Source organism: Sphingorhabdus sp. (assembly GCF_035329025.1).
Classification (GTDB): Bacteria; Pseudomonadota; Alphaproteobacteria; order Sphingomonadales; family Sphingomonadaceae; genus Sphingorhabdus_B.
Genome location: NZ_DAOLHN010000042.1, coordinates 17,798 through 27,791 on the forward strand (window position 1 = coordinate 17,798; position 9,994 = coordinate 27,791).

The 9,994-nt window shown below is 53.4% G+C and carries 6 protein-coding genes; 4 read left to right on the forward strand and 2 right to left on the reverse strand.

From position 1 onward, the window contains the following. From PKC81_RS11785 to PKC81_RS11800, 4 genes are all read left to right on the forward strand, one after another. A complete protein-coding gene (locus PKC81_RS11785; protein WP_324336311.1) occupies positions 1–1,620 on the forward strand; it encodes an alpha-glucosidase in 1,620 nt (539 codons plus the stop codon). Next, a complete protein-coding gene (locus tag PKC81_RS11790; protein ID WP_324336313.1) occupies positions 1,589–2,524 on the forward strand; it encodes an alpha/beta hydrolase-fold protein in 936 nt (311 codons plus the stop codon). Before PKC81_RS11785 ends, PKC81_RS11790 begins: the two co-directional genes overlap by 32 nt. Then, positions 2,521–4,044: a tryptophan halogenase family protein gene (locus PKC81_RS11795; RefSeq protein ID WP_324336315.1), complete on the forward strand. Its 1,524-nt coding sequence runs from the start codon at positions 2,521–2,523 to the stop codon at positions 4,042–4,044. The genes PKC81_RS11790 and PKC81_RS11795 overlap by 4 nt, the downstream gene beginning before the upstream one ends. Before the next feature lie 246 nt (positions 4,045–4,290). Beyond that, positions 4,291–5,241 (forward strand): crotonase/enoyl-CoA hydratase family protein, encoded by a 951-nt coding sequence (locus PKC81_RS11800; protein WP_324336317.1) that lies wholly within the window; start codon positions 4,291–4,293, stop codon positions 5,239–5,241. Here PKC81_RS11800 and PKC81_RS11805 read toward each other — a convergent pair. Then, positions 5,238–7,742 (reverse strand): ATP-binding protein, encoded by a 2,505-nt coding sequence (locus tag PKC81_RS11805; protein WP_324336319.1) that lies wholly within the window; start codon positions 7,740–7,742, stop codon positions 5,238–5,240. The two genes, PKC81_RS11800 and PKC81_RS11805, sit on opposite strands and share 4 nt — an antisense overlap. Beyond that, positions 7,739–9,868: an EAL domain-containing protein gene (locus PKC81_RS11810; protein WP_324336321.1), complete on the reverse strand. Its 2,130-nt coding sequence runs from the start codon at positions 9,866–9,868 to the stop codon at positions 7,739–7,741. Before PKC81_RS11810 ends, PKC81_RS11805 begins: the two co-directional genes overlap by 4 nt. Positions 9,869–9,994 lie beyond the last annotated feature (126 nt).

A 9,994-nucleotide genomic window follows, 5' to 3' on the forward strand; every position in this document is an offset into this window, starting at 1 on the left:
ATGCAAAAAATAAAAGGTTCAACACAATTTCGCGCAGCTTGGTGGCGCGGCGCTGTTATCTATCAGATCTACCCTCGGAGCTTTGCCGACAGCAATGGCGATGGGGTAGGGGATTTACCCGGTATTACAGCAAGGCTCGATTATGTCGCTTCGCTTGGCGTCGATGCGATCTGGTTGTCGCCATTCTTTACCTCGCCGATGCGGGATTTTGGCTATGATGTCGCCGATTATTGTGATGTCGATCCCATCTTTGGAACGCTGGCCGATCTCGATGTGTTGATTGAAAAGGCGCATGGCCTTGGGCTAAAAGTCATTATCGATCAGGTGTATTCGCATACTTCGGATCAGCATGCCTGGTTCGCGGAAAGCCGGTCGTCGCGCGACAATCCAAAGGCGGATTGGTATGTCTGGGCCGATCCGAAGGCTGATGGTTCGCCGCCGAATAACTGGCAGTCGGTTTTCGGCGGTCCGGCATGGACCTGGGATGCCCGTCGTGGTCAATATTATATGCACAATTTCCTGCGCGAACAACCGCAGATGAATGTGCACAATCCGGAAGTGCAAGAGGCATTGCTCGGGGTTGCCAAATTCTGGCTTGATCGCGGTGTCGACGGTTTCCGCGTGGATGCGATTAATTTTGCCATGCATGATCTGGAGCTGCGGGATAATCCTCCGGCACCTGCGGGAAATGGCATTCGTACCAGACCCTTTGATTTCCAGTTGAAAGTGCACAACCAGTCGCATCCCGATATTCCGGCTTTTGTTGCGCGCATCCGCGCTTTGACCGATCGATATCCCGATCGGTTTACGGTGGCAGAAGTGGGCGGGGCGGAACCCGATCGCGAAATGAAGGCGTTCACCGCAGGCGACGCCCATTTCAACAGCGCCTATGGTTTTGATTTTCTATATGCCGACAAGCTGACCCCCGCACTAGTTCGGGAAGCGCTGGAAAACTGGCCGGCAGAGGAGGGGATTGGTTGGCCTAGCTGGGCCTTCTCCAACCACGATGCACCGCGCTGGATCAACCGATGGGCGCCGGAAGGTGCGCGGGATGTTTATGCGCGCATGGTGATGCTGTTGTTCCTGTGTCTTCGCGGGAATGCGATTATCTGGCAAGGTGAGGAACTTGGGCTCACGCAGGTCGACATTCCATTTGATCGACTGCAGGATCCGGAAGCTATCGCCAATTGGCCGCTTACCCTTTCGCGCGACGGAACGCGCACGCCGATGCCATGGAAAGCAGATGCGCCACACTGCGGGTTTTCAGATCATACGCCATGGCTTCCGCTCGGAGCCGATCATGCTGCATTGGCGATCGACCAGCAGGAAAAATTGTCCACCTCGATGCTCAACGCAACAAGGGATTTTGTCTCACTGCGTCAGTCCAACGAGGCTTTGCGGAGCGGCGACATACGCATAATCGAGGCGCAGGACAGCATTCTCGTCTTTGAACGAAAGGGTGCGCAGCAGACGCTTCTGTGCGTTTTCAATTTGGGCAGTAGCAGCATAAACTGGACACCCGAACAGCCTGATAAATGGCGGATAATCGAGACGCTGAATGCCGCGGATCGATGGGAAATTGGCGCTTATGGCGCTGTCGTTGCAGAAGCTATTATCTGATATGAATTGTGCGATGCGTATTCTGATCAACTTTTTTTGCCTGTTACTGGTTTCACTCGCTGGAACGGCTGCCGAAGCGCGCATCGTCAAGCTAGAGAATTTCCCTTCCTCCTTTGTTCAACCGCGCAACATCAGCATATTGCTGCCCAAAGACTATGATGTTTCCAAGCGTCACTATCCCGTAATCTATATGCATGACGGCCAGAACTTGTTCGAGCCCGGCTATGCTTATGGTGGTCAGGAATGGGGTATAGACGAGGCCATGTCGGGCATGAAGCGGCAGGCAATCATTATTGGCGTCTGGAACACCAGTTTGCGTGGACGTGAGTATCTACCGGCAAAAGTTGTTGCACATCTGCCTGCAGACCTCCGTCAGCGGATTGAAAAGGTGCATGGCGGGGTATCGCTGGCCGATAACTATCTTCGCTTTCTGGTCGAGGAATTGAAGCCCTACGTTGATAAAAACTATCGAACGAAACCAGGCCTGCGTTCAACTTCGCTAATGGGATCGAGCATGGGCGGGTTGATCTCGCTCTATGGAATGGGCGAATATCCAAAGGTGTTTGGAAATGCTGCAGCGCTGTCGATCCACTGGCCTCTCGCAGACCCCACCAAGGTACAGGACCATGAGATCGACCTGATAACAGGGGCTTACGGACAGTGGCTTAAATCCAGCAGAATGCGGCCGGGAAAAAACCGATACTACACTGATCATGGAACATTGAACCTTGATGGTTTTTACCGCCCGTACAGCACGCGAATGGACATGATTTTTTCCAACGCCGGTTGGCGGCAGGGTGCGAATTGGAGCAGCCGGATATTTATCGATACCGATCACAATGAAGCTGCCTGGCGTCAACGAGCAGAAATTCCGCTGACCTTCCTGCTCAACCCTGTGAAATGACCCAAGACGGTCGTCTTACCCTGCACATTTTGGGAGGCGGTATCGCTGGCTGGATGGCGGCATGCTTGCTCGCACAGCGCTGGCCGCAACATAAAATCACCGCCATCGAATCTCCCGATATTGGCATCATTGGCGTCGGTGAAGGGTCGACCCCGCAGTTGCGCGCATTTTTCCAATCGCTTGGGATAAGCGAAGGCGAATGGATGCCTGCATGCAACGCAACCTACAAAACGGGAATCAGTTTTCACGGCTGGTCCAGCGCACCGGGGTTTGAAAGCTATTTTCACCCTTTCCACACCGAACTTGACCATCACACTGCCCAGCATTTCTTTTTTCACACGCGGGCGCGGCGGACGGGACGCGATGTTTGGGCACATCCTGACCGTTTCTTTTTGTCCAGCCGATTGGCATATGAGCGCCTGGCGCCGGTTCCGAATGAAAACTTCCCGTTTGATATCGCTTATGGCTATCATTTTGATGCGCAACTCGTCGGAGCATTTCTAAGGGAATTTGCGACAGGAAAGCTCGGTGTACAGCATATCAGCCGAACGGTAGACAGCGTTGAAGTCGATGATGGAGGGAATGTAGCAGCGCTGCTGCTTGAAGGCGGCGATCGTTTGGCGGCGGATTTCTTTATCGACTGCAGCGGTTTCCGCTCAACGATTTTGCAGGCGGCATTGGGTGAGTCCTTTTGCTCATTTGGTGACAATCTTTTCAATGACCGCGCGTTGGCGCTGCCGACACCCAATGATACAGACGATATTCCGTGTGAAACGCGTGCTACAACATTGTCCGCTGGTTGGGCATGGCGGATCCCGCTGACCAATCGCGCAGGCAATGGTTATGTTTATTCAAGCCAATTCATCAGTGATGATGATGCCGAAGCTGAATTGCGCGCGCATCTTGGCTTACTCGACACTGATGTTCCAGCCCGAAGATTGAAAATGAACGTGGGTCGGGTAGCGCGAAGCTGGGTTGGCAATTGTCTTGCGGTGGGGTTGAGTCAGGGCTTTATCGAGCCGCTCGAAGCAACTGCGTTGCACATCGTGCAGGCGACCGTCGAGGGATTTGCTGATTCATGGGAATCGGCTGATTTTACCCCGTCAAACCGCGACGTGTTCAACGAACGGATAAATGCGCGTATTGATGGTATCCGGGATTATATCGTCGCACATTATCGCATGAATTCGCGCAAAGATGGAGATTATTGGCGTGCGAACGCCAATAACGAAAACTTGTCAGATTCGTTGAAAGAATTGATGACTTGCTGGTTTCAAGGTGGCGAATTGGACGCCGAAATCAAGCGGCAGGACATTTCACGCTATTACGCGCCACTCTCATGGCATTGCTTGTTCGCAGGTTATGGCGTGTTTCCGGAACAATCCAGGTTGTACCAACCGGAAGCGGACTTACCCGTGGCGGACATGTCCAAGATCGACGATTTTATCCGACGATGTGCGTTGAATTTTCCGGCGCATGATATTGTGCTTGAAAGAATGCAAAGAGGCACTTTTGTATAGCATGCGGAACAAGGCCCCATTTTCGGAAATCGGTTCTTCAATTCGATTTTAAAGCTTGGTTGGTCGCGAAGTTTTAAGCTGAAATACAAATGCGGCAGATCGAACTCCAGATTCGTGAAGGCAAAATCGGCTCTTATTTGACTTATTTGGACAGTTAACCACTTTTTATCCTTGCCACTATGCAATTTGTGCTATGAACAAAGTGCCGGTTGGGGTGGCCAGGCACAAGGTCGCATAAGGAGCGAAATGGCTACCTATAACCCCATATCCGAGGGATCGCCTCGATTGGCTTTGGATTTTTCTACGCCCCAATTCGGTTCCGGCGACCAGTTCGGTTTGCCGATTGTTGGGCGGCATTTTGAAGAAATCTTGGTGCGGCACGATAAAGCCGATCAGATGTTCTGGTGTTTCATGAACCAGCGCGGAAGGCCCAGCTACACCTATAGTCTTGGTGCCGAGGTTCAGGAGGTTCAGGACTGGATCGCGGACAATTATGCCCGCCCTGCGAATGGCGGCCCAGACGATCTTCGTTATTTTATCTGCGGCTCAAAGACGCCCGGTATATACAATCTGGGCGGTGACTTGCGGCATTTCGCGGAGTGTATTCGAACACGTGACCTCGCTGCAATGCGCAAATATGCTGAAACCTGTGTGCGAATGCAATTTGCCAACGCAAATGCATTCGGAGCGCCGATCATCACGATGGCGCTCGTGCAAGGTGACGCTTTGGGCGGGGGCTTTGAGCACGCGCTGGCGTTCGACATTTTGGTTGCGGAACGTAGTGCGCGCCTTGGATTGCCCGAGATTGTGTTCAATCTTTTCCCCGGAATGGGAGCCTATAGTTTTCTGCTGCGCCGGGTCGGTCGCAAGATGGCAGAGCAATTCATTCTTGAAGGTAAAATCTATAGCGCTGAGGAATTATACGAACTCGGAATTGTAGATATCCTGGCTGAAGACGGGCAGGGCGAAGCGGCCATTGTCGATTATTGCCAGCGCAACCGGAACCGCTTTGCCGCTGAACGTGCTGTCTACCGCGCGCGCCGTGTTGCCAATCCCGTGGAACTGGACGAATTGATGCGGATTACGACGATCTGGGCAGAAACTGCCATGACGTTGACTGATGCCGACGTTCGCAAGATGGAGCGTCTGGCGGATGCGCAAGAGCGCCGTATCCGGAGGACTTTGTCTCCGATTTAGTTGGATTTGGCGCTGGCGGCCGGAAATGCGTTCATCGAAGTCAATTCGCTTTTTGCGCGATCAAGTTCCTGTTTAACCTGAGCGAAGTAATTCGGGCCTTTTGCGCTGAAATCGGCTTCGGTGATTTTCTCCAATTTGCTGCAAAGGGCGGCCAACTGCAGTGCGCCGATATTATTGGATGCGCTTTTGAAAGCATGGGCAGCGAAACGGAAAAGTGCCGGATCGTTTGTGTCGAGCGCGCGTTGCATGGTCGCGCTGCTGTCGGTTGAATCTTCAACAAAACCCTCGATCATACTTGTGATAAAGACTGCATCGCCAATCGAAGACAGATAGTCGAGGTGGCCTTCATCGATGGCTTGATTCTGCCCTGAAGAAGAAAGATCGCGTTTCAAAGGCACCACAATCTGCAGCGGGTCCTGTTTGATGTCTGGAAGTAGCGTCTCGGGCGCGGGACCACAGCATTTTTCGATTGTCTCTAGAAGCAATGCCGCATTGATTGGCTTGGTAAGGCGCAAATCCATACCTGCACCAAGACAACGGGTTTCGGTCTCGGTTGTGGCGTCGGCCGTTACACCTACAATCGGCAAATGCGCTCGGTTGCCCTCAATTTGACGCCACATGCGGCAGGCATCGATACCATTCAAACGCGGCATATTGACGTCGAGCAAAAGGATGTCGAATTTTTCCTTTTCGAGGATTTCCAACACCTCATCGCCGTCGCAAACCTGCGTGACCTTGTGTCCGGCGGCCTCGAGTATGGCAGTCAATATGTTGCGGTTTGTGCGGTTGTCGTCTGCGACAAGAACCGACCGCGGACTGTAATCCGATGGCGTCGCCCTGGTCGAAGCCGATGCGCGTTCGTCAAAATGTGGCTTATGTGCGAAAGAACAGCCAATACGAATAGCGCTTCTGAGCTCGTTAAAGCTGGCATCTACAGGAATTACGGTGGCAAAGGCCGCACGCAGTTCAATTTCGCCAAGGTCTGGCTGCACATCGTGCGATACCAGCACGGCGGCCACTTCGGCCTCTGTAAACAGCTTCCAAACCGGAGATTCCGCATCCAGTTCATTCGCAACCCGGTCATCAATCATGGCAATGTCGAAATCGGCAAGTTTGACCGAATCAAGCGACTGCTCCAGTTCGACCGAACTCCGGCAACTGAGGCTCTTGACCAGATAGTTTCCGGCATTTTGCGCCTTGGCCAGCAACTCATGCTCAAACATTCCGAGCGCCAATACTTTTACAGGCGAGCCTTGTTCACTGTCATAAGCGTTGTTCTCGGCTTCTGCCAACGATACGGGCAATTCGACAAGGAATGTACTACCTTTGCCAATGACACTATCGACCTTGATCTGCCCTCCCACTTGCGTGACCAGTTGGCGGCAAATCGCAAGACCCAGTCCGGTGCCGCCGAAGCGGTTCATCACAGTGTCGTCTGCTTGCTGGAAGGGCTCGAAAATCTTGGCAACGGCGTCGCCCGCAATGCCAATTCCGGTATCGCTAACAGTGAACCACAGGATTGCCTTACCTTCGGCCTCGCGAAGACCCGCATTAACGGAGACAGTACCGGCTTCGGTGAACTTGATGGCATTTCCAGTCAGGTTCAAAAGGATGTTGCGGATTATGTCGGCAGGGCCGTCGACAATCCGGTCGCTCAAAGGTTCGGCTGCAATCTGAAGGCCGATTAACTTATCGTCCGCCCGGACCAGCATAATATCCCGGACCTCCGCCAAAAGGTCGGTAATCCGCAGAGGCCGCATCACGACTTGTGCGGCGTTGCTATCGCTTCGGGCGATTTGAATGAGCTGATCGATGAGGTGCAACAGATGCTCACCGGCGAGCACGCTGGCTTCAACCATGTCGTGCTGGTTCTTGGGCATCGCCATCGCGCGCAGATGGTTGCCATAGCCGATGATCGCGTTGAGCGGTGTGCGCAACTCGTGGCTAACGCTCGCCAGAAAATAGCCTTTCGCCCGGTTGGCCGCTTCGGCAGCCTCTTTTGCGAGTGACAGTTTCTTGATCAGCGTCGAACAATAGGCCGGAATAACAATAAGTGCCAATATCAGACTGATGCCAAGCGTGCGGTTGGGTTCCCAATAGTCAGTCGTAAAAACGACCGTGCTGAAAGCTGCGACTGCCAGAGCCGATGCAATAACAAGATATTTGACGCCAAATCGGAAACCATTGCCCAAAATCACCCAAAGAAACAGAGGGTAGAAGAAGGACATTGTTTCTGCCGAATGCATCATGACGGCAAACGCCATTCCTACATCCAGCAAAATCGCAGCGGTCCAGCGCTTCTCCTGCTTCCAGACATCGGCGCGGCGCATCAGGAATAATGCAGCGTTCAGCGAAAGATAGACGACGAATGCTTCGAGCAGGAACGCATTGTACGAGAGAAAATATACGGCAGTGCCCGCAGTGCTACCCATCACCATGCGGTTCAGCAGGATTTCCTGCTCCGGGGCCAGACTGCCCTTTTTGGGAAGCAGCCGCCTCATGGCTGCGACACCGCAATTGCCGGGCCAAAAATGCCCCGCAACTGATCGACAGTCAGCGAACGGCCGAACAGATAGCCCTGCAATTCATCGCACCCAGAAGCGCGTAGCAACATGCGCTGCGCTTCGGTTTCCACGCCCTCGGCGACGACACGCATATTCAGCGCGTGGGCGAGGTGGCCAATCGTTGAAATGATGGCCCGGTCGGTTGCCGAATGCTCGATGCGGGACACGAACGTCTGGTCGATCTTCAACCTGTTTGCGGGCAAGTCGCGCAGATATTGCAGCGATGAATAGCCAGTGCCGAAATCGTCAATCGAAAGTTCAATGCCATTGTCGCGCAGATTGCGCAGTTGGTTCATTAATTGGCTGCTTTGATCCAGGAGCAATTCTTCGGTAATTTCGACGACCAGTTGTCCTGGCTCAATCTTGTATTGGGCAATCTTGCTCAGAATTTCCTCGCAGAGTTTGCCGGCCTGGAATTGGCGCGGTGACACGTTGATAGCGATGTGCGGGAGCGCGATGCCTTCCCTGTCAAATTCCGAAATCTGGCGGCAAACCGCATCGATTACCCAATGGCCTATCCGGTCAATCAGGCCAGAGTCATTGGCGACGCGCATGAATTCGTTCGGCATCAATCGCCCGCGTGCAGGATGTTGCCACCGCAAAAGGGCTTCCAGACCCGTATAAGAGCCGTTTTGCGCATCAACGATCGGTTGATACTCCAGAAACAGTTCATCATTTTCAATGGCACAGCGCAAGTCCGCCTCAACTCCGGCATTGAACTGGGCAATCTGGTTGAGTTTTGGAGAGAAGAAGCAGTGGCAATTGCGTCCGCTCGACTTCGCTTCGTACATGGCGAGATCGGCAAGTCGCAGCAGTTCATCAGGTAAGTTGCTGTCGTCGGGGATCATCGCGACGCCGATGCTGGCGCCAATTCGCTGATCGGAATCGCCAATTGCGTAATGCTTGCCAATCTGCGCGAGGAGATGGTGGCATTTGCTGCTGACATCTTCGACGCTTTCGACATTTCGGAGGATGATGGCAAATTCATCGCCACCGATGCGTGCTGCCAGTTCGTTTGCGTCCAGTGCGCTGTTGATCCGCTCTGCAACCTGTCGGAGCAAAGTGTCACCAGCCTGATGGCCGCGAGTATCATTGATAACCTTGAACCGGTCCAGATCGACCAACAGCAGCGCGGCTTTGCTTCCGTTCGAGCTACATTCCTCAATTGTCTGCCGCATATGCTCGGCGAGCAGCGCGCGATTGGGCAGTCCAGTCAGCAAATCGTGTAATGCCAGATGCGCGCGATGTTCCTCGGCAAACTTGCGCGCAGTAATATCGACGGCGGAGGTCAGGACGCCGATCACCTGACCATCCTTGTTCAGCAGCGGCGATTTGTTGCAGTGGAAGGTAAGCTGCACACCATCGCTTACAAAAACTTCCTCATAGTTTGGAATGGATTGCGCGCCATCGATGATCAGTGAATTGCGCCGCTGTTCCCGTTCGGCGAGATGCGGTTCAAAGATATCATTGATCGAGTGGCCGACCAGTTGCTCGGTGTCTTTGCCCAGCATGGCAGATTGATAGCTGTTGATGAACAGGATCTTGCCGTTGCGGTCGGTCGCGATGATCATCACCGGCGTTGTATCGATGATCTGCTCAAGCATCGATTTGCCGCCGGTTTGCTCCCGTAGGTCATCGCTGTTTGCCGAGTTCGCGGTTGTGCGGTTTTCGATTTCACGGCGCTTGCGATGTTGCCCGATGAGGAGTTCAGCCCGTTCCTTGAATTCGGAATGGGTGACCGGGCTCTGCAAGAAATCGGTGGCGCCCGCGTCCAGTGCGGCGATGCGGCATTCGCGGTCCTGGCGCGCAGTGATGACAATTGCAGGAATATTGTGGCTGTCGGGCCGACTGCGGATTTGTCTGATGAAATCCGCACCGGTCATTTCCGGCATGCGATAATCGACGATCAGCAGGTCAGCTGTTTCATTTTCCAGCCAAGCAAGCGCTTCCTTTGCGCTTTGAAAACAAACAGATGTGAAACCGGTACCCATCATCGAAACGAACTGCGCGTAAATGCGCAGATTCGTGGCTCTGTCGTCGACGATGACTATGCGTGCATGCATAGTGTTCGCGATAAAGAGGCAACCTCAAGGAATGGTTAACCGTGGAACAGAATGTATCAAAATGGAGCAAATGGTCGGGGAAAGAGGATTCGAACCTCCGGCCCCTGCCTCCCGAAGACAGTGCTC